Below are 21,018 nucleotides of genomic sequence, written 5' to 3' on the forward strand. Positions count from 1 at the left end.
ATAGCCTGAAACTACCGACTTGTAATGAAGGAAAGTTACGTTTTATAATATGATATGTTAGAATGATTTTTTGGAAAAAGACGGTTGTCCTTCGCTGAAAATGGCAGGTTTCATTATAACAGAAAGGAAAACAATATGATGAAAAAAGTTCTATTTCCAAACCAGAATAAAGAAATCTTATGCCAGGAGAATGATACGGTTGCTGTTGCCTGTTCAGGTCTTGGATATCCGCTTGATCTTGTATGCGGAGGAAAAGGTACATGTAAAAAATGCACAATTGAAATAGAAAGGGACGGCATACGGCAGGAAGTATTGGCGTGTCAGGAACCAGTAAGCGACGGCTTGATCGTTTATCTTAAATATGGAGACTACAAACATGAAGCCTCGATTTTAACGGACCGCATTGAAACAGAGCTGAACATCGATCCGCCGGTTAAAAAGATTTTTATTGATAAGAAGTTTCTAAAAACACCGTTCTATTACGGGGACTGGGAACATATTCAAGCCAAGGTTCCGGTCCGGATTAATACGCCAGCTTTATGCCTTCTGCAAAAATTATCACAGCTGATGCAGAAACTGGAAATGGACGGCATTACTTTGGTCTTAAGAGACGAACAGCTGCTTGATATTGAGCAGGGCGACACCTCAGCCAGCAATTATGGATTTGCCGTTGACCTTGGGAGTACCTCTGTTGTGGCCTACTTATATGACCTTAATAGTGGCAAAAAAGTAGGGGTATATTCCGCCTTGAACGGTCAGATTACGGAAGGCGCGGATGTTATATCCCGTATCATGGCGGCGATGAAGAATTCTGAAGGGCTAAAAATTCTTCAGCGTAAAGTGGCAGAGACCATTAACGCTCTGATTCTGGAAGCGATACAGCAAAACCAGATCAGCGCCGAAAATATCTATACGATGGTGATTTGCGGCAACAGTGCCATGCAGCACCTCTTTTTAGGGTTGCATCCTGGATCGCTTGGCAGGACGCCTTACACCAATACGATTTTAAGTGAAGTGTTAACAACAGCACGGGAGTTGAGCCTTAACATTCATCCCAATGCCATTATTGATTTTTTACCTTTGATCGGGGGCTTCGTCGGAGCGGACACTTTGGCTGTCCTGCTGGCTTTGCCTGAAGGGGAACGTCAAGGGAACAGATTGATTATTGACCTTGGAACAAACGGCGAAATTTTATTGGGGAACGAGAAGAAATGGCTGGCCACATCAACTGCTGCCGGACCGGCCCTTGAAGGAGCAACGATCCGCTTTGGAATGCGTGGAACAAACGGAGCCATCGAACGGGTAAAACTGTCGGAAGGTAAAATTGAATTAAAAGTCATTGGCGGAGAACAGCCCAGAGGGATTTGTGGCTCCGGTATTGTTGATGCAGTTGCAGAAATGCTGAAAGCCGAGCTGATCAGTAAAGAAGGCAGATTGCTGTCTCCCGGCAAATATTTAAAAGTTTGTCGGCCGGAAAATCAAAGATTTGCCAATTATCTGGCAAATCTTGACGGGGTCAGCGTTTTCTACCTGATGGATGAGGGACAGTCCGGTGATAACGACCGAATTTACATCAGCCAAAAGGATATTCGTGCTGTACAGCTTGCCAAAAGCGCCATTTATACAGGATGCATGCTATTAATGAAAGAATATGGGCTGGAAGGAGAAGATCTTGAGGAAATTCTGATTGCCGGGGCCTTCGGCAACTATATTGACGCTCCAAGTGCTCAGGTACTCGGTTTGTTTCCCAATTTTTCGAATGTACCCATCCGGTCCATAGGCAATGCGGCAGGAGCCGGAGCATCGAATTTTCTACTGTCCAGAAATATACGGATAAATACTTTGATATTATTGGCAAAGATAACGCATTTTGACCTGGCGGCAAATCCTGCTTTTCAACAGGAATATCTGCAGAATACAGGTTTTTAAAGAAAGTAAATAAATTAGTTGCTTAAAAAATATTGATGGATTTATTAATCTGTTCCTATGTATAATATATGATAACTAAATAATTGCCGAGGAGTAAGAAGATGGAATTACCAATCTATCAACATATTATTGAAGAGATAAAGAAAAAAATTAAAGAGGGTGTTTTGAAACCGGGAGATGCGATCCCTTCAGAAAATTCATTATGCGATACCTATGGCGTGAGCCGGATGACGGTCCGTAAGGGTCTGGCAATCTTAGTGAATGAGGGATATATCACCTCTATCCCTGGCAAGGGTAGCTTTGTGAATGAGCCGGATTCCAAGAAATACATCTTATATTACAACGAGATGGCAAATCTGATTAACACCATCGATACAACCAAGCTGATTGAAGTTAAAATTATCCTGCCGACACCAAGACTCATTGACAGTCTGAATATACCCCAAAGCAAAAAAATAATTATGGTTAAACGGATCCATTACAGCAATGGAGAAGCAGTCGCATATGATGAAAAATACCTGATTTACTACAAGGGAATGCCTATCGTTGAAAAAGAAATCAAATACAGTACTTTCCCGGAAATTGTTTCTCGGTATACTTCTCTGTTTGCGATTAAGAAAGAATTAACAATTTCTGCCCAAATGCCTGATGAAAAAATATCAAAATACCTGTCCCTGTACAATGCCCTCCCACTTTTGGTTGTTGAGCAAAGACTGTTTAATACACAGGATAAGCCAATCGGGCTGGGTATTACTTATTATCGAGGAGACAGCTGCAAGCTATCCGCATCCTGGCCGTTTACCGATATGGAATAGACCATTTAACATAATAAGACAGTTCGTCATCCATCCTGTCTCTAAACAAAACTAGGGAAGCTATCGTCTGGTAGTTTTAGGGCAGTTACATGCCCTTTTTATTTTAACATCCATGGACGGCAAGGGGTGGCACACTTTTGGATCATTATTTATTATTAGGAGAAAAATAATGTTGCTTATTCTTTATTTAGCTGCCATCATTATTGCGAATATCATTACTGCAGCGCTGGCACCTTTGCAGGTAGGACCGTTTTTAATTCCTTACGGAAGCTGGCTGATAGGGGTGACGCTGGTACTTAGGGACATTATCCAGCGCAAGTACGGGCGAAAAACTGCTTATCTGGCGATTACCACGGCTCTTGTCCTATCGGCTGTTTCCTCCAAACTTCTTGGAGATACTTTGACCATTACTTTGGCTTCAGCCATTTCCTTTTTGATCTCGGAATCGGCAGACACGGAAATTTATACGAGGCTTAAAGGCTCTTTCCTGCGTAAAGTGTTTGCGAGCGGGATTGTCAGCAGTTTTCTCGATAGTGTAGTCTTTATATTAATTGGTCTGTCCCCGCTTATTTCAGGCATTCTGACCTGGGATTTTGTGCCGAATGCAGTACTGGGGCAGTTTGCTGTTAAGAGTCTGATGCAAGTGCTCGGAATAAGCATTCTGTTTATGATTAAGAACCACTGGGAGGTTACCGTAAATGAAAAACAAGGAAACTGAGGGCCTGTCACTTCTGGGATCGGGACAAACACGCTATGTTTTTGATTATGATTCGGACATACTGGAGAGTTTTGCAAACAAGTATCCCGATAATAATTATTTTGTCCGCTTAAATTGCCCTGAATTTACCAGCTTGTGTCCGATTACCGGCCAACCGGATTTTGGAACGATGATTATCAATTATATCCCGGATCAGAAATTGGTAGAAAGCAAATCGTTGAAGCTATATCTTTTTAGTTTCCGCAACCATGGAGGTTTTCACGAAGATGTTGTCAACATCATCATGAAAGACCTGATCCGGCTGCTTGAACCCAGATACATCGAGGTTATAGGAGAATTCAGCCCCAGAGGAGGGATTTCCATTCATCCTTACAGCAATTATGGACAGCCGGACAGCAAATGGGTAGAATTTGCCGTGAAGAGGCTGCTTAAGTACGGGAAATAGACGAGTGAGGACATGGGAGCGCTTCTTTTGTCCCCGCTGCTGTCCCAGAGAGCAGCGGTACAAAGCGGCAGTAGTCATCCCAGCTGTCAATATAGCCTTCCAGATTTGTACTGGTCTTTTGTCTGACCAGCAAACGCTGACAGGCTAGCCCTTCGCCGGCTTCAAGTGGGACAACGATTCTTCCGCCGACATCGAGTTGCTCAAGCCAGCAAGGTTCAATGACCGGTGCCGCTGCCGTTACGATGATTCCCCGGTATGGTGCATTTGGTTCATAACCGTTTCGGCCGTCAGCAATGATACTGCAGATCGGATAGTTCAGCTCGGAAGCGGTTCATCATCATAACTGTAGGACAATAAATCTTCAGGGATAAACAAATGCCTGGGGATTTTTTTAATGGCGTCCAGGATGCGTTTGCCATGAACTCCTTGAGGAGCTACATACTCATCAACAAGTATAGCTGCTTTTTCCTGCCAGTTTTGCATAGTCTGATCACTTCTTTCCTCTGATAATTTCGGTGGCCGTGTTCATCTATTCAGCTTAATCGGGTACTGATTGGAATTATTTTGGCCTGTTTTCTCATAATTATAGTATAATAAAATTATTTACGGAAAGTATTCGGGCTTTGGCTCATTGAACTGGTTAATGGAGGAACATAGATGGTCCAAAAATATATTATTGCGCTCGATCAGGGGACGACAAGCTCACGGGCTGTCATTTTTAACCATGAAGGAATGATCGTAGGCAAAGCCCAAAAAGAGTTTGCTCAGATCTATCCGTTCCCGGGGTGGGTTGAACATGATCCTTTGGAAATCTGGGACACCCAGCTGGCTGCTATCAGAGAGGTTCTGGATCAGACGGACATAAATCCGGATGATATTGTTGGGCTAGGGATAGCAAATCAAAGGGAGACGACTGTGGTTTGGAACCGTTTTACCGGCAAACCTGTCTATCATGCGATTGTCTGGCAATGCCGCAGAACGACGGAACTTTGCGAGCAGATATTGAACAGTACCTTAAACGAGTATATTTCAGATGCGACCGGCCTTGTTGCGGATGCTTATTTTTCCGGAACGAAAATCCGCTGGATCCTCGATCATATTCCGGATGGACAGGCGATGGCTGAAAAAGGGGATTTGCTTTTTGGCACAATTGACAGCTGGCTCGTCTGGAATCTTACCAAAGGCCGGCTGCATATCACGGATTATAGCAATGCCTCCCGGACCATGCTCTATAATATCAGGGAACTAGCGTGGGATGACAAAATATTATCTTATCTGAATATCCCCAGATCACTGCTGCCGGAAGTCTGTCCGAGCAGCCTCTGCTGCGGGGTAACAGATTCTTCGATATTTGGCGCTGAAATACCGATAGCTGGTATAGCCGGTGATCAGCAGGCCGCACTTTTTGGGCAGGCCTGCTTTACAGAAGGAATGGTTAAAAATACCTATGGTACGGGTTGTTTTATCCTAATGAATACCGGTAAAAATATGATCCGGTCTCAAAATAAATTGCTGACAACAATTGCCTGGGGAATTGACAACGGGGTGGAATATGCGCTGGAAGGCAGTGTATTTATTGGTGGAGCAGTCATTCAGTGGCTTCGTGATGAACTTGGATTGCTGAAAACTTCTGCCGAAAGCGAGTATTATGCAACTCAGGTCAAAGATACGAACGGTGTCTATATTGTTCCGGCCTTCGTCGGACTCGGCGCACCATACTGGGATATGCATGCCCGCGGCATAGTGACCGGACTTACCCGGGGAGCAAACCGCTTCCACCTTGTAAGAGCCGCGCTGGAAAGCATTGCTTATCAGACGAATGATGTTCTTGCGTTAATGGCTAAGGATACCGGTATCCGTCTTAAGGCCTTGAAAGTAGACGGCGGTGCAGCCGATAATAATTTCCTGCTGCAGTTTCAGGCGGATCTCAGCGGTATTCCGGTTGAACGGTCAGAAATTTGTGAGGTTACGGCTTTGGGAGCAGCATATCTGGCAGGTTTGGCAGCCGGATACTGGAAGGACAAAGAAGAGCTGAAATGCCTCAGTAAAGGGCGTTTTATTTCTGATTCGAACATCACCGAATCTGAGCGTCAGCAATACCTCAGTGGGTGGAAAGCGGCAGTCAGTCAGGCAACCTATCGGACCGTATGATGGGATTATGAACGGAAAATACAAATAACAGATATGTTCAGATAATATTTATTGGCGTAAAGGTTTCTTTTTTCCCCTTAGTCGTAGTAAAATAGTCTTGCTTGATTTTTTGCACAGGGCAATATCATTATTTTCGGGAGTAAAGTGGAAGGCAAAATGGAATACCTTCGTATAGGCAAAAGGCAAATTGAATATGAGCTTCGAAAAAGCAGCAAAGCAAAAAGATTGATTGTTACCATCAAACATCAGAAGTTAAAGGTTTCTGTTCCTGCCGAAATTACTTTTACCCAGGCCAGACGATATCTGGAAAACAATAAAGACCTGATATTAAAGCACATCGAAAAACAAAATTCAGCAGCAGGTGAAACTGCTGCGAAGGAATATGTTTCAGGTGAAAAACTACTGTACAGGGGCAGGCATTATCCTCTGCTGATCGAGGAAAAGGCCGGACCCGGAAGCTCCTCAGCATCGTTTATTGGAAGCAGGATCGTTGTAACCATTCCACCGGGGTTATCAAAAGAGAAGAAAAGTCAATCAACCAAAAAGATACTGGAAGAATGGTATATCCGGCAGGCCCAAAAGCTTCTTCCTGAACAGGTCGAATATTATGCCAGACAGCTGGATATTACCTACCAAAAACTTAGAATTAAGGATCAAAAAACAAAATGGGGAAGCTGTTCAAGCAAAGGATACATCAACTTAAATTGGCGCATTATCATGGCACCGAACCAGGTTGCGGCTTATGTGATTATTCATGAATTGGCCCATCTTAAGTACATGAACCATTCCAAGGAATTTTGGGCATTCGTGGAACAAATTCTGCCGGACTATAAGAAGTGGAAAAGCTGGCTGAAAGAACATTGTAATGAATTGATGGACGGATGAGATTAAAGCAGCTCCGATTTTCGAAATTCCACCAGGTTATGACGATAGCGCTGGGGGATAAAATGGGATTGGAGCTTTTTATTTTTGCGGTTTTCAATGCTGATACGGGTAAAATATTTAGCCCAGAGCTCCTGGTATAATTGTTCTGTCTCTGAATCAGGAATGGCTGCTTCCTCGGAAAAATCGGAAAGGTACCAGTCTTTTTTATTGCAGATGATCGCAAGGCTTCTTTTTTTGTCATGAATAATGAAACGTTCGCCTGCTAGCCTGTCGGCAAAATGGTCGGCCAGAAGAATTAATATATTATGATCCGGCTCCAGGGCCGAATAAAGATAACTGCGGGTATCCGTAAAGCGAAGTAGCCCCAAAAAGCGCTCTGCTTCAAAAGATACTTTCTTGGCTGTTTGCCGGATCGGCAATACCTCGGGATGAGAATGAATGCTGTCAATTTTCGGACCTAACTGAAAGCCCAGCTGAAGGTATTTTAAGATAAGGTTTTCTTTAGCGGTATTGTTCGAGAGGTATACATAATAGATCTGCATTAAGGAGTAGACAGAAATTTTTCTGTCTATCGCATCATAAACCCTGGCAGCAAGCACAGGATCACTTTGGATAACGGTAGATGGCGTGAACATATTGAACTGATACGAAGCCTCAGGATAGATTCCCTGGGCTCTTTGTTCATAATAGCTGTAATATATTGAAGTCAGCAGACCGTCAAAGCTTCCGTCATATAAATAATCCATTTTCAACAGTCCCTCATTCTTCGGAAGATTCCTAGAACCTTGTCAACCCTAAAATGATCATCTATGTTTACAGGATAAATCAGAACAAACATAGCTGAACGGGTTTGGCTACAGGTGCCAGGGCCTGGCGCACCAAGGCACTTTCTGCAGGGATGCCTCCGTAATAACAGCCCTGACACGTAATAAAATATTTAGCGCGCTTAAGAACCACACCCATTTTTTTAAGATGATTATAAGAAATATTACCCAGCCTGCGCTGCAGGATGATTCTCTGGGCGGAAGTCACGCCTACGCCAGGAATTCGAAGCAGCTCTTCATAAGAGGCTTGGTTGATTTCTAGAGGAAATAACTGCATGTTTCGAAGCGCCCAGGAAATTTTGGGATCAAAATCGGTATCCAAAAACGGACTTTGTTCATTGACGATTTCATCCGCTTTAAAGCTGTAAAATCTCAGCAGCCAGTCCGCCTGATAGAGCCGGTGTTCTCTAAGCAAAGGCGGAGAAGTGGAAAGAGCAGGAAGATTTGGGCCCTCATTAACGGGAACATAGGCCGAGTAATAGACTCTTTTCAACTGAAAACGGTTGTAAAGGGTTTCTGTGGCTTTAATAATGGAAAGGTCACTGTCTTTGCTTGCCCCGACAATCATCTGGGTCGACTGTCCTGCCGGAACAAATTTTTGGACGTGTCGGAAGATCTTTCTTTCGGAAGCGTTTTGCGTCATTTGATTATTAATTTGATTCATCGGCGCAAATAGGACGGGCAGTGTCTTTTGCGGCGCCAGGAGTTTGAGGCTCTGCTCTGTAGGCTGTTCAATATTAATGCTCATCCTGTCGGCGAGTAATCCGGTCTTGTTGACCAGCGCCGGATCGGCGCCGGGAATCACTTTGACGTGTATATATCCGTAAAAGTGATATTCATGCCTCAGAATGTCAAGAACCTGATAAATCCTTTCCATGGTATGATTTGGACTGCGCTCAATCCCCGAGCTCAAAAAAAGACCTTCAATATAATTTCGCCTGTAGAATTGAATCGTCAGGTCGGCAACTTCCCTTGGCGTGAAACTGGCTCGCGGGATATCATTTTGATTACGGTTAATGCAATAATGACAGTTATAAATACAGTAGTTGGTCAGAAGAAGTTTTAAGAGTGAAACACAGCGGCCGTCGGCAGACCAGGTATGGCAGATGCCAAATGATTTGGAATTGCCGATACCGCCTTTATTTTGTTTATTTACCCCGCTTGAAGCACAGGAAACATCATACTTGGCTCCATCGGCGAGGACTGCAAGTCTTTCCAGGGTACTCATGCTCATCACCCCAATAAATTTTAGCAGAAACAGAACAGAAATGCAAACATATGTTCGATAATTCTGCATAATACGGGTTCGGAGATAGATAAGACAAAAATAAGAACAAAAAATAAAAAAAAAGATCGACTTGAAATCTATTTCAGAAAATACTATACTAGGTTCAATTATTCTAATCTTACCAGCTCAAAATTAAATAACTTAATTTCAGGGGTGCCGGATCGAGGCCGGCTGAGATAAAGACCCAATGATGTCTTTGACTCCTATAACCTGATCCAGGTAATGCTGGCGGAGGGAAGAAGTTTTGGAATACATGAGATGTTAGACGTACGTATAGTACGTACTGCAATGTTTTTAAGCAGACAAAACACAAATCTTTTTCCGATTTGTGTTTTTCGTTTTTCTGCTCAGAAATCGAGAAAGAAGGTATCCTATGAAAAAAGTATTAACAATTGCAGGCAGTGACACTTGTGGTGGAGCAGGAATTCAGGCTGATTTGAAGACTTTTGCTGCACATGGGGTTTATGGAATGAGTGTGATAACTGCTGTGACAGCACAGAATACCCAAGGGGTTATTGCTGTGCAGGATATTAAGCCGGAGATTATCGGGAAACAAATCGATGCAATTTTTGAAGACATTGAAGTAGATGCATTGAAAATCGGGATGGTATCGGTAAGCGAGACTATAGAAACGATTCGGGATAGATTAATTGAGCATAACGTCAAAAGGATTGTACTTGATCCGGTGATGATTTCGAAAAGCGGATATCCTTTACTGAAGGAAGATGCCAGAAAGGCTTTGATTACAAACCTACTGCCGCTTGCGACCATCGTTACTCCGAATATTCCTGAGGCTGAGACAATTACAGGAAGGCCGATCCTAAATCTTCGGGATGTGAAGGAAGCAGCAAAAATAATTTTATCCTTGGGACCCGCCTGTGTCTTGCTAAAAGGTGGACACTTGGAGGGAACGGCGACGGATATTCTGTTTGATGGAAAAGTATTTTCTGAATTTAAAGCGCCAAGGCTGAATACGAAAAATACCCATGGCACCGGTTGTACCCTTTCGGCTTCTATTGCTGCAAACCTGGCCAAGGACATGGAAATGACCAGGGCCGTAGAAGCAAGTAAAAAATATATTACGATGGCGATAGAGCATTCGTTGGAAATAGGTAAAGGGGTAGGCCCAACGCACCATTTTTACGAAATTTATAAGAAAGCGGGAATGATGGATGAGTGATTCTAAAATACCTGATAATAAAACACAAGGGGTTCCTTCTTTCAGCCATTTTATCCTCTGGTTTGGGGCAGCAGTTTCTATTGCTGAAATCTATACCGGGGCATTAATTGCTCCCCTTGGTTTCAGCAAAGGTGTTCAGGCTATTCTGCTGGGGCATTTGCTTGGCGTTGTTATTCTAGGTCTCACCGGAATAATCGGTGCAGAAAAAAGAATTTCGGCCATAGAATCTACCCGAATTTCTTTTGGAAAATACGGGTCTTATGGTTTTTCAGTTCTAAATATTTTGCAGCTTCTTGGCTGGACGGCTGTGATGATTATTGTGGGCGCTCGTTCAGTCAATGAAATCAGCAAGATTCTCTGGGGCTTTAATAACCAGCTATTATGGAGCATTTTTATCGGTTTACTAATTTGTCTCTGGATTGGGGTCGGGATAAAAAAGCTTAACAAAGTGAATGCTCTGGCCGTAGGACTGCTATTCATTCTGACAATTGTCTTAAGCACGATTGTCTTCAAAAATCCTGGTTTAGCTGTCCAGATTCCAGATGGAGAGCTTTCCTTTGGTGCAGCAGTAGAACTTAGCGTAATTATGCCGCTATCCTGGTTACCACTGATTTCAGATTATACCCGTTATTCAAAGAGCCGCAAGGGAGCTTTTTGGGGGAGTGCCGGCGGCTATTTTGTCGGGAGCAGCTGGATGTATGTCATCGGACTGGGAGCGGCTATTGTTGCCGGGAATTCTGATATTTCGGCAATTCTCCTATCTGCCAATCTTGGAATTGCAGCAATGGGAATTGTGGTTTTATCTACGGTGACGACGACCTTTCTTGATGCTTATTCAGCGGGAGTCAGTTATCTGAATATCTGGCCGAAAGCAAATGATAAAATAGCTGGTCTGGTCATGACATTTATCGGAACTGTACTTGCCGTCATTGTGCCCATGGAACAGTATGAGAACTTTCTTTATGCCATAGGTTCCGTTTTTGCTCCGCTTTTCGCAATTCTTTTAACGGAGTATTATATCTTCAGAAAAAAGGAGATCAAGGAAGATCAGGCTATCAATTGGCTAAACATGCTGATCTGGGTTATAGGCGTTGTACTTTATCAGCAGTTTGCGGCGAGCGGTTTTTTCTTAGGAAGTACCCTGCCTGTAATGGTGATAACAGCAATATTTTGTATTTTAGGTAAAGGGGTTGTCGGAAAATGGATATCATCAAAGAATGTGTAGAAGCTCTGAAAGAATTAAAAGAGCGAAGACCGCTGGTTCACAACATCACCAATTATGTTACGGTCAATGATTGCGCGAATATCATTCTCGCGCTCGGGGGCTCACCGGTGATGGCTGACGATATCAGTGAAGTTGAAGATATGGTGGCGATCGCTTCAAGCCTTGTGATTAATATGGGCACTTTGAGTGAAAGAACGGTTGGTTCCATGATCAAGGCAGGAAAGAGAGCCAACCAATTACACATACCTGTTATTTTTGATCCTGTAGGTGTAGGCGCTACGCCCTATCGCAATAAGGTTGCCCAAACACTGCTAAATGAAATTCATTTTGCCGTAATCAGAGGAAATATGTCCGAAATCAAGTGTTTAAACGGCTTGAACGTTCAAACCAAGGGAGTCGATTCCGTAACGGACGAAACGGGCGGGGTAGAAGTTGCCAAAGACTTAGCGGCTAGAATGAACTGTGTAGCAGCTGTTACCGGTAAAACGGATATTATTACAAATGGAAAAGCAGTATGCAGTATCGCAAATGGTCATCCGATCCTGGCGCATGTTACAGGTACCGGCTGTATGGCGACAGCGCTGGTCGGAACCTACTGCGGCGTGGTTGCAGATTCCTTTATAGCGGCCGCAGCGGGAGTAATGACGATGGGGCTTGCCGGAGAGCTAGCCCAAAGAACATTGCAAGATAAGGAAGGAATAGGCACTTTTAGGGTGAGACTTTTCGATAGTGTCTATAATCTGGGTGAAGATACGATAAGGAAAGAAGGGAGGATAAAATTGCTTGCCTAGCTTAAAATGGGACTACTCTCTTTATCTTGTTACTGATAGAAGCTATATCGGAGTTCGGGATTTGATCGTTTGTGTTCGGGAAGCAATTGAAGGTGGTGTCTCTCTTGTTCAGCTTCGGGAGAAAATCGCCCCGTCCCGGGAATTTTATGAAATGGCCGAGAAATTGAAAAGCCTGACTTCCCGTTACAATGTTCCGTTGATTATTAACGATCGTCTGGATATTGCCTTAGCCATCGATGCTGATGGTCTGCATCTGGGACAGGAAGATCTGCCGATTGCGGTAGCCAGAAAACACATTGGACAAGATAAAATCATTGGGATATCAGTCAGTAATGTTGCAGAAGCCATTCAAGCGGAAAAAGAGGGAGCGGACTATCTTGGAGTAGGGGCAATGTATGCAACAGGAACGAAGATCGATGCCAAACTTGTTTCGCTGGCAGTGCTGGAGAAGATAAAAAAAGCCGTCTCAATCCCTGTCGTAGCGATTGGCGGGATTAAGAAGGAAAATGCTGTGCGTACGATGGAAACCGGGATTGACGGAATATCCGTAGTTTCTGCTATCCTAGCGGCGCAAGACATTGAACAGGCAGCACGGGAATTAAAAAAATCATATCAAAAACAGACTAATTATACGAAAGGGGCTGTGCTGAAACTTAAATAGTTTCACACAGCTTCTTTGCTATTTTGATATAATATTGACCATTTATGCCGCATTGCAGTAACAGCAAAGCAGAAGAATAAAAAAAGGGGCATATTACCCCTTACATACCACCATTTTTCGCATATTATGTGCTATGCAATGTAATCCCCATTCCAGTTTGACCTGAGATGCACATCAGCTTGATGACTTTTTACGTCGCGTTTCAATCAGTACTAAAGCCACCAACAAAAGTAGTATTCAATTAGAGAAGAATCCCGCTGTTCGGTCGTGACAACGGGATTCTTCACAACAGGATTTTTATTTACAGTTCCGGAATATCCTTTGCCCATATCTCATCCCGCGCCCGCTGAATCAGAAACTCATAGACTTTATCCTTATAGGCAACGAAGGTGTCCGGGTCGCTTTGTTTGATCTTATCGAGCTGGAACCACAGTTCTTTGATCACCCGGTCCAGTTCCCCGTAGAGAAAGGCGATATTGTTGGCGCGTACCTTGGTCGACGCACTGCTCAAGTTCTTGCGCAGGGAGTTCAGGGATTTATAAGCGGTTGTTTTTTTGATGGAGGTTACCTCGTTCTGCAGGTTTTCGGCTTTTCGTTCTAGCCGGCTCTTGGCCGTAAACAATTCCTGGGCGTTTTTATCTAATACGGCGTTCGCTTGGGCCAGCCGGGCGGACTTTTCCTTTTCCTCCTCCAGGGCTTGCTGCAGGACCGCTTTTTCCTGTTCGGCCTGTTCCTTCTTCCGCCGGGCCTGATTCCAGTCGTCAATCGCCTTTTGCAGCTCGCGGGTAGACGTTCTCGCGACATCCGTGTCCGTGATGAAAGCGGCTCTTTCCTCTTCCGGTACGCCTAAGAGGATGTAGGCCTGTGAAAAGCTCAGTTCGGGTATTTCCTGGTCCGGTTCGCCGTCGGTGAAGATAGAAAGCTGTTTGACGCCGTACTCCTGGTAGAGGCGCATCATTTTTTCGGCCGTATCCTGGGAGTAGCTGACCTCCTCTTTCAGCCAACGGCCCCATTCCCCATACTTGACCTGTTCCTTGATCTCCGTCAGCCGCCGCCCGATCTCGATGGCGCTGCTGAGCACGATCCGATGGGTCTGTCTTTTGATCAGGTTAATTTCCGACGCGATTAACTGCGGCGACTCCGGATATTTTTAAGGACAACCTGTAACCCCCGGGACAAAATATTCATAAAGTAGTTAATGAGGACAGGCGAGACAAGTCAGCCTGTCAAAGAGAAAGGAGGTGCACAGCCATGCCTGTCACCATGATCCCGTTAAGTTCGGTTCTGGCCGGACGCTATCAGATCGGTACGACGCCGGCCGGCGGTCCGATCCTCAGGAAAAAAGGACTGAATTATGTTAAGCCTGACGCCACGGAGCAAGCCCTTTATGATGTCATTTCAGCCTTATACAGTTTGAGTCAACATGAACTGCAGGATATCCTGTTGCAGAAGAATTACCGGCTTGAGTTCGAAGAGGGATAAGGTTTCTGCCGGTTTGGGCGGGAAAGGAGGTGATCATATGGCAAATACCAGATATGTTCGCCTGACGTTTGCCACCACAGGTGGCAAAACTTTCGGCATTAACGTGCCGGATCCGATCGAAGGCCTGACGAAGGCTCAGTGCGAAGCCGTCATGGATACGGTTATCGAGCGGAATATTTTCCTCACTTCCAGTGGGGAGTTACAATTAATGCGGGACGTTAAGGTCTACGACAACAACGTGGAGGATCTCTATGATCCTCCCGAAGGATAAGCGTGCCTAGCGCTCTGGAGCTGTTGTTTTGGCAACAGCTTCAGCCCTTTTCCCTCCAGTACATTTAAGTAAGAATGTAAGCGTCAGAGATGATCACCGTGGTTGTGCAGTGTTGTTTTGCTATATCCTGAACCCTTTTCTGTGTTTCAGGGTACATCCATAATGGAAATCTTTTTTTGTTTCCCTCTGACATTCTGTTTAACCTCCTATCGTCGAAGTAAAAGTTCGGAGAAAAAATCGCGTGAAAAGATGCCCCGAACTCTCCCACAAAAAGACAAAAGGAGCGATAGCTTCTTCCTGCTATTGCTCCCATAAAATATTCGCCTAATTTTACATCAATTTTGAGTTTATATAGAGTTCGGGATACACCCCATACACCCGTGCCATTCCTTGAAGTTTACAAATCACCTAAGACGTCATTAATAGTTTCAAATTTTCCACTTTCGTTATTCTTTACTTTTATCGTTGACATTTCGTCTTTAATTAATTTTTTAGATTCTGATTTTGCCATTGTGCTTTTATCAATTTCTCTCAAACCATCCTGCAAAAATACAATGCCGTATCTATCATAATCAGGATCATATTTTAAATACATTAAATATGTTTTACCTTGTTCTATATTTATGTTGCCCATTGTATAGGATGAAACATACTTTGTCTTTTTCTCTTCATTTGTAAGCGTCTTGGTTAATTCTACTTTTGTTTTTTGACTTTCAGTTAGTCCTTTTTCATATTCACTAAAACTAATTACTCCGCCAAGTCTTATAAATGGAATAATATTATCCTCAACATTTCCTTTGATAACTTTTTCAACTTTTATTTTGCCAATAGTTTGAATATCTGTATATAATTCTTCTTTAGGATTATAGTTTATACTTCCATCTACTGATTGGACTGTCCCGATAATTATAAAATCCGAATTTTCATTTCTAACTTTTTTATCAGTAGTATTGATTAAATAATCTAATTCAGATCTTAAGTCTAATACTACATCTTTATTCTCCGTAGTTGAACTTAAGCTATTTACATTTTTATCTATTGTGTTTTTAATGTTTGCAGATGCTAATACGGAATTGTTGCTTGTCTTAGATAATATAGTAATTCCACTCAATAATAGTATAAAAAATATACTACTAAAAATTATAACGGTTTTCTTTTTCATGAAAATCCCTCCTTGTATTATTAATATTTTGCATTTATTGCATCATTATCTTCTTGTTGTACAGTTTGTACTGTCCTACCATAGGCAGTTTGGCACATAATACTACCTGTGGGGTTACTATTATAATGTGCCAACCCGAATGCGTGTCCCATTTCATGTGCCGTTACTCCTTGCCTTAATGAAGAAGACAAAGTTGATAGTGCAGTATTATTTAAATAAATTTCTGAATACAACCAATTACTTAAATTTGGGTCTATTTCATAACCAGACGCATTCATTGGGCGAGTTTGTCCTCCTATATTATCTCCATCTGGACCCCAATAGGAGCTAGTCTTAGCATAGAAATCAATTGCGGTTCCACTATTTGTACTTTTAATATATAAATATATTGGATTAGATCCATAGCCTGTATGTTCCCAGTTATATGCGGCATCTCTAATCGGAGTATATAGAGGATTACTTGAACCATTCTCTATATAATAATATACATTAACTCCTCTAGAGCATGAATAAGTAAATGTAGGTGTTATTGCAAATACGGGTGTCGCCAAAAGAATAGTAAATAATGTTGATAAAATTATAGAACACAGATATTTTTTTGGTTTCATGTTCATGAATAAACATCCCTTCATCAGATATTTTTTACCAATAATTCTTGATAGGTTTTCAATTCCAACGTTCATTTTTCATGAGAACTGCCTCTTCAATTTAATTTAGTTAAATTAAACCAGACCTGAACTTTATTAAGCAAAGTTATGGACGTCGCCCTTGATAAACAGTACCCTTGGAAGTCCTGTTTATTGGGGGTTTCTTTATTGTAATATTTCTATTGCCTCACTCTTAAATGTCCTAATAATAAATCACCTCACTTTGGATATTTTTTTGCTACTTTCAATAAAAGCGTAAATTTCCAATATTGCTTTCTCATTACATAAAGACAATCACAATGACTTTTCGCAACACATTTTTATAGAATTCAAATAAAAAATAAAGGTCCATTGTCCAAGCTACGGACAGAGATAGAAAAAACGCTTGTTCTATTTTTGGTAAAATTGACTTATAAAGAGAGAAATAAACCCCTAAAGGTGGTTTTCGTCAGACAATAATAAATATAGAAGGGGCTGTGTGAAAACTAGCCCGAAGAAGCCGTCTAGAACGCAAGTTTTAGGCGGCTTTTCATACCATATAGAAAGCAAAAAATGGTAAAATATAAACATAGATATATAGTAAAAGCAGGTGAAAAAAGTTGTCAAAACCCGAGCAAAAGGTACATAACAAAGTCATTTTTAAAGAATATAACCAAAATCAGCTGAGTCTGCCCATCGACCTAGAGAGCCTGATTCCCCCGAATCATATGGTTAGAGTAATCAACACGGCCATAAAAAAAATGAACCTGGAACCACTCTATGCCCAGTATCCCGGCAAAGGAAGATCCAGTTTTCATCCGATAATGATGACAAAACTCGTTGTTTATGCCTATTTCGATAAAACATATTCCAGCCGCAGGATCGAAAAAGCTGCCAGAGAAAATATTATGTATATGTGGATCTGCGGAGGCAATGTCCCTGATTACAAGACTATCAATACCTTTCGCGGGGAAGGGATGAAGGATGTGATTCTCGACGTTTTCAGTGAAGTTGTAGAACTGCTTATAGAAGAAGGATATATCAAACTCGAAAACTACTTTATGGATGGCACAAAAATCGAAGCCAATGCCAACAAATACAGCTGGGTATGGGGGAAATCATCCAAACGCTACAAAGAAAACCTGCGTCAAAAGTGTCAGGAACTTATTCAATATGCCGAACAAGAAAATGACGAAGAGAACGCAGAATACGGGGAGCGAAACCTGGAAGAACTTGAAACCGACAAACCTATCGATTCTACAGCAATCGAAGCAGCAGTAAAACGTATCGATGAAAGGCTGTCCCAAATCCCGAAAGATAAAAAACTCAAAAAAGCCAAACGAATAATAGAAAAAGAATTGAGCAAGGTCAAACTGAAATGGGGATTACATTGCATAGCACATAATATGCGAAAAATGGTGGTCTGTAAGGGGTAATATGCCCCTTTTTTTATTCTTCTGCTTTGCTGTTACTGCAATGCGGCATAAATGGTCAATATTATATCAAAATAGCAAAGAAGCTGTGTGAAACTATTTAAGTTTCAGCACAGCCTCTTTCGTAATCAGTTATGTTGTAATCATCATAAATGCTTAACTTAGGTAACCGTTCCAACCAGCTTCAAAAGCTTTCAGATTAACTGCCAGTAGTTTAGACGGGACTGTTTCCCGGATAACATCAAGCCAAATCTGCTTGTCGATCTTCAGGCATCTGGCCAGCAATCCCAGCAAAACAACGTTGACTGCTTTGGCGTTGCCAGCTTCGACAGCCTTTTCGAGCCCGTTGATGATAAAAACTTCTTTACGTTCTTTTTCAATAATATCCAACACATCGGAAGGATATTGCGCAGCTCCGACGACTACCGGCATAGGATCGATTCTTTGGTCATTAATTAAGATGCTGCCATCCTTTTTCAGATAGGGCAGCCAGCGGAGAGCCTCCAGCTTCTCAAAAGCGAGTATAATATCCGCTTCACCTTCAGGAATGATCGGGGAGGCGACTTCTTTGCCGTATCTTACCTGGGTAACCACACTCCCGCCCCGCTGAGCCATCCCGTGAATCTCCGAGACCTTAACGTCCTGGCCGGTCATTTGGACGGCGCCCGCCATCACTCGGCTCGCAAGGATTGTCCCTTGTCCACCTACACCAACAATAAGAATATTCGTGATATCAATCATTGGCGCCACCTTCTTTCTTGATTGCTTCGCTGGGGCAGACAGTTGCACATAGCCCGCAACCTACACACTGAGCAAGGTTGATCCTGACTTCTTTTCCTTCCTTGGCGATACAGGGACAGCCTAATTTAAGACAGCGTAGACAGCCGGTACAAGCTTCTGTGGATATGCGATAAGGGTTATTCTTGCTTTTATCGATTAAGGCGCAAATCCGCTGGGTAATAATTACGGAAGGCTCTTCAGCAGCCAGCTCTTCTTTGATGATTTTCTCCAGTTCGTCCAGCTTAAACGGGTCAACAGCCCGGACCCTTTCTACGCCGACGGCCTTGGCCAGAAGGACGAGATCAATTTCTTTGGTAGGTTCTCCTTTAACAGTAAAACCGGTCGTCGGATTATGCTGGTGGCCGGTCATTGCCGTGATGCGGTTATCCAGAATAATGGTCGTTGTTGTTGCTTTATTGTATACGACGTCAACAAGTGCAGTTATCCCGGAATGAATGAAAGTGGAATCCCCAATCACCGCTACCAGATTGCGGGCGAAATCCTTACCTCTGGCTTTCTCCATGCCCATGGCAGTACCGATACTTGCTCCCATACAGATGGTCGTGTCAATGGCTTTAAGCGGAGCAAGGCAGCCAAGCGTATAACAACCAATATCACCGGCGACGGTGACTTTAAGCTTATTAAGTACATAGAAAAGACCTCTGTGCGGACAGCCGGGACATAGGACAGGAGGACGCGGAGGAATTTCATATTGCAGTTGATCTGGTTCGGTCGTCTCACGGGGAGAACAGTCCCCAAGCGTCTGCATGATTTTGGCGGCAATCGTTTCCGGCAGTAGTTCCCCGATCAGCGGAAAAGTATCCTTGCCATGAACATCAAGACCCCAGGACCTCACATACTCTTCGATAAAAGGTTCCAACTCTTCGACAATATATAACTGATCTACTTTGTTCGCAAAGTCCATAATCATTTTTTGGGGCAGCGGGAAGGTCATGCCAAGTTTTAAGATTGAAACTTCCGGTAAAACTTCTTTGACATACTGGTAGGTTACGCCGCTGGTAATTACTCCAATCTTCGTATCGTTCCATTCAACGCGGTTTAGATCGGTACTTTCAGCGTAGTCTTTTAGTTTTATTAGCCTATCCTCAACAACCACATGGCGGTGACGGGCATTTGCGGGAATCATCACATATTTGGAAGGATTTTTCTGATATTCCTTAATTCCTTTCTCTTTGCGGTCAGCAAGTTCGACCAGGGACTGGGAATGTGCCACCCGTGTTGTCGTTCTAAGCATAACCGGCGTATCAAACATCTCGCTGATGTCAAAAGCCAATTTGGTAAAAACTTTGGCCTCCTGGCTGTTGGCCGGCTCTAGTACCGGAATTTTTGCTGCCCGTCCAAAATGACGGTTATCCTGTTCATTTTGAGAACTATGCATGCCCGGATCGTCAGCAGATACAAGTACCAGTCCACCGTTAACACCGGTATACGAAAGTGTAAACAAGGGATCTGCTGCTACGTTTACCCCGACATGTTTCATGGAGACAAGCGCTCTTCCGCCGGCGATCGCAGCACCCAAACCAACTTCGAGTGCTACTTTTTCGTTCGGGGACCATTCCGCATACATCTCATCATATTTTGCTGCGTTTTCTGTAATTTCCGTACTGGGGGTTCCTGGATAAGCCGTGCATACTACAACTCCGGCTTCCCAGGCACCTCTTGCAATCGCTTCGTTGCCTGTCAGAAGCTTTTTCATTGTCCCCATCCTCTCAAATTTTAGATCTGCATTTATAAGATATCATCAAATGTTATAGGTTGTTTTCGGTGATATAAGATTCATTATAGTATGAATAAAGAAAACAGTTCAAGCAAAATCCAAGCTATTTTTTGAAAATATCTGGATGATTGCCAAACTGTTATAATTTATATAACTGTTCAATTTATATATAGGAATCAATTTAGTGGTTCGTCATTTAGTCATTTGATTCGCTTTCAAGGTCCAGGCCTTCGGGGTCTTCACTTTCAAGGAAAATATTGATTTCATCGTCAGAAAGAACATTATTTGTTTTCAGGGAGGCATAATTATCCTGGAAATGGGGCGAATAGAGCGGAGAACTGATATTCTGACCAGAGGCGACCATATCTCGGATGCGCATTAGTTCCGAATATTCATGGATGGAGATGATGACAGCCTGGGGTTTGTTATTTTTGACGATGATATAGGGATTGCCTTCATCTTCAACGGCCTGAATAACTTTTGAAGCTTGTCCACGGCCTAACTCCGAAACGGAAATCATACAGTCAAATACCCGGCGCAAATCCATGCGAGAAACTCCCCTCCCTCAGCAGATCACAAATGTCATGCTCAGACAAACGTCCAAAGACATTTTG

Annotated in this window: 24 protein-coding genes and 1 riboswitch; of the genes, 13 read left to right on the top strand and 11 right to left on the bottom strand. The window is 43.0% G+C overall.

Annotated features, from left to right (window positions below; translation table 11 throughout):
* Positions 1 to 135 precede the first annotated feature (135 nt).
* From A7D23_RS13000 to queF, 4 genes are all read left to right on the top strand, one after another.
* On the top strand, positions 136 to 1,929 hold the full coding sequence (locus A7D23_RS13000) for an ASKHA domain-containing protein (protein WP_026071824.1): 1,794 nt from the start codon (positions 136 to 138) through the stop codon (positions 1,927 to 1,929).
* A gap of 101 nt (positions 1,930 to 2,030) precedes the next feature.
* Entirely contained in the window at positions 2,031 to 2,744 is a 714-nt protein-coding gene (locus A7D23_RS13005) for a GntR family transcriptional regulator (RefSeq protein ID WP_019224849.1), read from the top strand.
* A 169-nt stretch (positions 2,745 to 2,913) separates the two neighbouring features.
* Entirely contained in the window at positions 2,914 to 3,462 is a 549-nt protein-coding gene (locus tag A7D23_RS13010) for a VUT family protein (protein WP_019224848.1), read from the top strand.
* Positions 3,443 to 3,907 (top strand): preQ(1) synthase, encoded by a 465-nt coding sequence (gene queF / locus A7D23_RS13015; RefSeq protein WP_015042314.1) that lies wholly within the window; start codon positions 3,443 to 3,445, stop codon positions 3,905 to 3,907. The genes A7D23_RS13010 and queF overlap by 20 nt, the downstream gene beginning before the upstream one ends.
* On the opposite strand, the gene A7D23_RS16465 is transcribed toward queF, so the two are convergent.
* Entirely contained in the window at positions 3,891 to 4,226 is a 336-nt protein-coding gene (locus tag A7D23_RS16465) for a hypothetical protein (protein WP_345787669.1), read from the bottom strand. The two genes, queF and A7D23_RS16465, sit on opposite strands and share 17 nt — an antisense overlap.
* The gene (locus tag A7D23_RS16470; protein WP_242871532.1) at positions 4,223 to 4,390 is read right to left on the bottom strand and encodes a hypothetical protein; all 168 of its coding nucleotides are present in this window, start codon (positions 4,388 to 4,390) and stop codon (positions 4,223 to 4,225) included. Before A7D23_RS16470 ends, A7D23_RS16465 begins: the two co-directional genes overlap by 4 nt.
* 174 nt (positions 4,391 to 4,564) lie before the next feature.
* Here A7D23_RS16470 and glpK point away from each other — a divergent pair, with 174 nt between their 5' ends.
* Positions 4,565 to 6,058, top strand: a complete 1,494-nt coding sequence (gene glpK, locus A7D23_RS13025) for a glycerol kinase GlpK (protein ID WP_025204943.1) — start codon at positions 4,565 to 4,567, stop codon at positions 6,056 to 6,058.
* A gap of 156 nt (positions 6,059 to 6,214) precedes the next feature.
* Entirely contained in the window at positions 6,215 to 6,943 is a 729-nt protein-coding gene (locus A7D23_RS13030; RefSeq protein WP_242836998.1) for a SprT family zinc-dependent metalloprotease, read from the top strand.
* A 2-nt stretch (positions 6,944 to 6,945) separates the two neighbouring features.
* Here the strand turns inward: A7D23_RS13030 and A7D23_RS13035 are convergent, their stop codons facing one another.
* Positions 6,946 to 7,689 (bottom strand): TIGR03915 family putative DNA repair protein, encoded by a 744-nt coding sequence (locus A7D23_RS13035; protein ID WP_242836999.1) that lies wholly within the window; start codon positions 7,687 to 7,689, stop codon positions 6,946 to 6,948.
* Between the two features lie 79 nt (positions 7,690 to 7,768).
* Positions 7,769 to 9,001, bottom strand: coding sequence for a putative DNA modification/repair radical SAM protein (locus tag A7D23_RS13040; protein WP_051408078.1), 1,233 nt, complete (start codon positions 8,999 to 9,001; stop codon positions 7,769 to 7,771).
* 193 nt (positions 9,002 to 9,194) lie between these two features.
* Positions 9,195 to 9,310: riboswitch (TPP riboswitch) on the top strand.
* A gap of 118 nt (positions 9,311 to 9,428) precedes the next feature.
* Here A7D23_RS13040 and thiD point away from each other — a divergent pair.
* From thiD to thiE, 4 genes are read left to right on the top strand one after another with little or no spacing between them, the layout of a single operon-like run.
* Complete coding sequence (gene thiD, locus A7D23_RS13045) at positions 9,429 to 10,235, top strand: bifunctional hydroxymethylpyrimidine kinase/phosphomethylpyrimidine kinase (RefSeq protein WP_025204947.1); 807 nt, start codon at positions 9,429 to 9,431, stop codon at positions 10,233 to 10,235.
* Complete coding sequence (gene cytX / locus A7D23_RS13050) at positions 10,228 to 11,460, top strand: putative hydroxymethylpyrimidine transporter CytX (RefSeq protein WP_025204948.1); 1,233 nt, start codon at positions 10,228 to 10,230, stop codon at positions 11,458 to 11,460. Before thiD ends, cytX begins: the two co-directional genes overlap by 8 nt.
* Positions 11,436 to 12,251 carry a hydroxyethylthiazole kinase gene (gene thiM / locus A7D23_RS13055; protein WP_025204949.1) on the top strand — a complete coding sequence of 272 codons (816 nt, stop codon included), beginning with the start codon at positions 11,436 to 11,438 and terminating at the stop codon, positions 12,249 to 12,251. The genes cytX and thiM overlap by 25 nt, the downstream gene beginning before the upstream one ends.
* Positions 12,244 to 12,912 carry a thiamine phosphate synthase gene (gene thiE / locus A7D23_RS13060; RefSeq protein ID WP_025204950.1) on the top strand — a complete coding sequence of 223 codons (669 nt, stop codon included), beginning with the start codon at positions 12,244 to 12,246 and terminating at the stop codon, positions 12,910 to 12,912. The genes thiM and thiE overlap by 8 nt, the downstream gene beginning before the upstream one ends.
* Positions 12,913 to 13,213: 301 nt before the next feature.
* Here the strand turns inward: thiE and A7D23_RS13065 are convergent, their stop codons facing one another.
* On the bottom strand, positions 13,214 to 14,038 hold the full coding sequence (locus A7D23_RS13065; protein ID WP_051408081.1) for a DUF3102 domain-containing protein: 825 nt from the start codon (positions 14,036 to 14,038) through the stop codon (positions 13,214 to 13,216).
* Positions 14,039 to 14,163: 125 nt separating this feature from the next.
* Between A7D23_RS13065 and A7D23_RS13070 the strand changes: the two genes are divergently transcribed.
* On the top strand, positions 14,164 to 14,394 hold the full coding sequence (locus tag A7D23_RS13070) for a DUF1659 domain-containing protein (protein ID WP_025204952.1): 231 nt from the start codon (positions 14,164 to 14,166) through the stop codon (positions 14,392 to 14,394).
* 37 nt (positions 14,395 to 14,431) lie between these two features.
* Positions 14,432 to 14,665 (top strand): DUF2922 domain-containing protein, encoded by a 234-nt coding sequence (locus tag A7D23_RS13075; protein ID WP_025204953.1) that lies wholly within the window; start codon positions 14,432 to 14,434, stop codon positions 14,663 to 14,665.
* Positions 14,666 to 14,729: 64 nt separating this feature from the next.
* On the opposite strand, the gene A7D23_RS16595 is transcribed toward A7D23_RS13075, so the two are convergent.
* The 3 genes from A7D23_RS16595 to A7D23_RS15730 form a co-directional block, all read right to left on the bottom strand.
* The gene (locus A7D23_RS16595) at positions 14,730 to 14,858 is read right to left on the bottom strand and encodes a hypothetical protein (protein WP_282432022.1); all 129 of its coding nucleotides are present in this window, start codon (positions 14,856 to 14,858) and stop codon (positions 14,730 to 14,732) included.
* Between the two features lie 204 nt (positions 14,859 to 15,062).
* Positions 15,063 to 15,827 carry a hypothetical protein gene (locus A7D23_RS13080; RefSeq protein WP_025204954.1) on the bottom strand — a complete coding sequence of 255 codons (765 nt, stop codon included), beginning with the start codon at positions 15,825 to 15,827 and terminating at the stop codon, positions 15,063 to 15,065.
* A 20-nt stretch (positions 15,828 to 15,847) separates the two neighbouring features.
* A complete protein-coding gene (locus A7D23_RS15730) occupies positions 15,848 to 16,441 on the bottom strand; it encodes a matrixin family metalloprotease (RefSeq protein ID WP_176714426.1) in 594 nt (197 codons plus the stop codon).
* A gap of 632 nt (positions 16,442 to 17,073) precedes the next feature.
* Here A7D23_RS15730 and A7D23_RS13090 point away from each other — a divergent pair.
* On the top strand, positions 17,074 to 17,889 hold the full coding sequence (locus tag A7D23_RS13090) for a transposase (protein ID WP_025204955.1): 816 nt from the start codon (positions 17,074 to 17,076) through the stop codon (positions 17,887 to 17,889).
* Between the two features lie 153 nt (positions 17,890 to 18,042).
* Here A7D23_RS13090 and A7D23_RS13095 read toward each other — a convergent pair whose 3' ends face one another.
* The 3 genes from A7D23_RS13095 to A7D23_RS13105 form a co-directional block, all read right to left on the bottom strand.
* Entirely contained in the window at positions 18,043 to 18,627 is a 585-nt protein-coding gene (locus A7D23_RS13095; RefSeq protein ID WP_025204956.1) for an indolepyruvate oxidoreductase subunit beta, read from the bottom strand.
* A complete protein-coding gene (gene iorA, locus A7D23_RS13100) occupies positions 18,620 to 20,383 on the bottom strand; it encodes an indolepyruvate ferredoxin oxidoreductase subunit alpha (RefSeq protein ID WP_025204957.1) in 1,764 nt (587 codons plus the stop codon). The genes A7D23_RS13095 and iorA overlap by 8 nt, the downstream gene beginning before the upstream one ends.
* Positions 20,384 to 20,600: 217 nt before the next feature.
* The gene (locus A7D23_RS13105) at positions 20,601 to 20,951 is read right to left on the bottom strand and encodes a type II toxin-antitoxin system Phd/YefM family antitoxin (protein WP_019224840.1); all 351 of its coding nucleotides are present in this window, start codon (positions 20,949 to 20,951) and stop codon (positions 20,601 to 20,603) included.
* Positions 20,952 to 21,018 lie beyond the last annotated feature (67 nt).

The organism is Dehalobacter sp. TeCB1, assembly GCF_001707455.1.
GTDB lineage: Bacteria > Bacillota > Desulfitobacteriia > Desulfitobacteriales > Syntrophobotulaceae > Dehalobacter > Dehalobacter restrictus.

Coding starts and splice junctions, on each gene's coding strand:
- A7D23_RS13000 (WP_026071824.1), top strand. CDS start 136: ATGATGAAAAAAGTTCTATTTCCAAACCAGAATAAAGAAATCTTATGC.
- A7D23_RS13005 (WP_019224849.1), top strand. CDS start 2,031: ATGGAATTACCAATCTATCAACATATTATTGAAGAGATAAAGAAAAAA.
- A7D23_RS13010 (WP_019224848.1), top strand. CDS start 2,914: ATGTTGCTTATTCTTTATTTAGCTGCCATCATTATTGCGAATATCATT.
- queF (WP_015042314.1), top strand. CDS start 3,443: ATGAAAAACAAGGAAACTGAGGGCCTGTCACTTCTGGGATCGGGACAA.
- A7D23_RS16470 (WP_242871532.1), bottom strand. CDS start 4,390: ATGCAAAACTGGCAGGAAAAAGCAGCTATACTTGTTGATGAGTATGTA.
- glpK (WP_025204943.1), top strand. CDS start 4,565: ATGGTCCAAAAATATATTATTGCGCTCGATCAGGGGACGACAAGCTCA.
- A7D23_RS13030 (WP_242836998.1), top strand. CDS start 6,215: ATGGAATACCTTCGTATAGGCAAAAGGCAAATTGAATATGAGCTTCGA.
- A7D23_RS13035 (WP_242836999.1), bottom strand. CDS start 7,689: ATGGATTATTTATATGACGGAAGCTTTGACGGTCTGCTGACTTCAATA.
- A7D23_RS13040 (WP_051408078.1), bottom strand. CDS start 9,001: ATGAGCATGAGTACCCTGGAAAGACTTGCAGTCCTCGCCGATGGAGCC.
- thiD (WP_025204947.1), top strand. CDS start 9,429: ATGAAAAAAGTATTAACAATTGCAGGCAGTGACACTTGTGGTGGAGCA.
- cytX (WP_025204948.1), top strand. CDS start 10,228: ATGAGTGATTCTAAAATACCTGATAATAAAACACAAGGGGTTCCTTCT.
- thiM (WP_025204949.1), top strand. CDS start 11,436: ATGGATATCATCAAAGAATGTGTAGAAGCTCTGAAAGAATTAAAAGAG.
- A7D23_RS13070 (WP_025204952.1), top strand. CDS start 14,164: ATGCCTGTCACCATGATCCCGTTAAGTTCGGTTCTGGCCGGACGCTAT.
- A7D23_RS13075 (WP_025204953.1), top strand. CDS start 14,432: ATGGCAAATACCAGATATGTTCGCCTGACGTTTGCCACCACAGGTGGC.
- A7D23_RS16595 (WP_282432022.1), bottom strand. CDS start 14,858: ATGTCAGAGGGAAACAAAAAAAGATTTCCATTATGGATGTACCCTGAA.
- A7D23_RS13080 (WP_025204954.1), bottom strand. CDS start 15,827: ATGAAAAAGAAAACCGTTATAATTTTTAGTAGTATATTTTTTATACTA.
- A7D23_RS15730 (WP_176714426.1), bottom strand. CDS start 16,441: ATGAACATGAAACCAAAAAAATATCTGTGTTCTATAATTTTATCAACA.
- A7D23_RS13095 (WP_025204956.1), bottom strand. CDS start 18,627: ATGATTGATATCACGAATATTCTTATTGTTGGTGTAGGTGGACAAGGG.
- iorA (WP_025204957.1), bottom strand. CDS start 20,383: ATGAAAAAGCTTCTGACAGGCAACGAAGCGATTGCAAGAGGTGCCTGG.
- A7D23_RS13105 (WP_019224840.1), bottom strand. CDS start 20,951: ATGGATTTGCGCCGGGTATTTGACTGTATGATTTCCGTTTCGGAGTTA.